The sequence below is a fragment of the Vibrio sp. 1978 genome, from assembly GCF_033344345.1.
Window position 1 is genome coordinate 1 of sequence record NZ_JAWPOP010000238.1, and the last position, 892, is coordinate 892.

Annotated in this window: 1 pseudogene; it reads right to left on the reverse strand. The window is 46.9% G+C overall.

The window, feature by feature from the left end:
* Positions 1 to 727: pseudogene (locus tag R8N49_RS25775) on the reverse strand (hybrid sensor histidine kinase/response regulator); the annotation flags it as partial.
* Positions 728 to 892 lie beyond the last annotated feature (165 nt).

Genomic DNA, 892 nt, shown 5'->3' on the forward strand with positions numbered 1-892 from the left:
TGCGATTGGCGACTTCCGCCTTATCTCGCTCGGCTTCTAACTCGGCTTGATGCTCACGCACTTTTTGCACGCTTCGATTGTATTTTTGCGCCAACAAGCTGACTTCATCAAAACACCAACGTTTGGGCAGCGTGACCGTACTCGGCGCATTACCGCCGCTAAAATCACTCACCGCACCGGAAAGCAACTGCAAAGGATTCACCAATAAACGGAAGGCAACCCACAACACCCCAACCATCAACAGCAAAATTTTTATCGCTTCTGTCGTGAGTAGAAAAAAGAACTGTTGCCATAAATCTTGATAGACGGCGCTAAGGTCAGATTGCACAGTCAGCTCTGCAAGCTCAAACGTTTTTTCACCCACACTAAACTGCATCGGCCAACGCCTCTCAACCACATCTTGCGTGATTTCTGTTCCGAGCTCGATGATAACTTCGTCTTTGGTAGCAATGCGTAGGTAATCCACCGATGGCAAACGCATCGCTCCCAGCGCTTGGGTGAGTAACAGCTCACGGTCTTCAACCCACAAACTGGCTGAAAAGCTGGAGAGGTAGCTCGACTCCACTTGTTTTAAGTCGGTGTCGAGATGGGACAACTCTTCTTGAAAATCACGATATAAACTGATGGCAGAAATGACTAACGTAAAGATCAAACTCAACGTTAAAACCGCCAGCATAAGCTGGTTACCGATACTAAACCGGCGTTGAGTTCGCTCTTTTACATCCATATGAAATCACTCCGATAATCTTGCGCTACTCTAAATATAGTCGTGAGCAAATAATAATCGAGGATAGGATGAAAGGACTTCTACGTGTATTGGCTTTTAGTTGTATGGCAGTCAGTGCAGCGACCGCCGCTGAAGAGGTGAATTATTACGTTATCGCCGACCAAG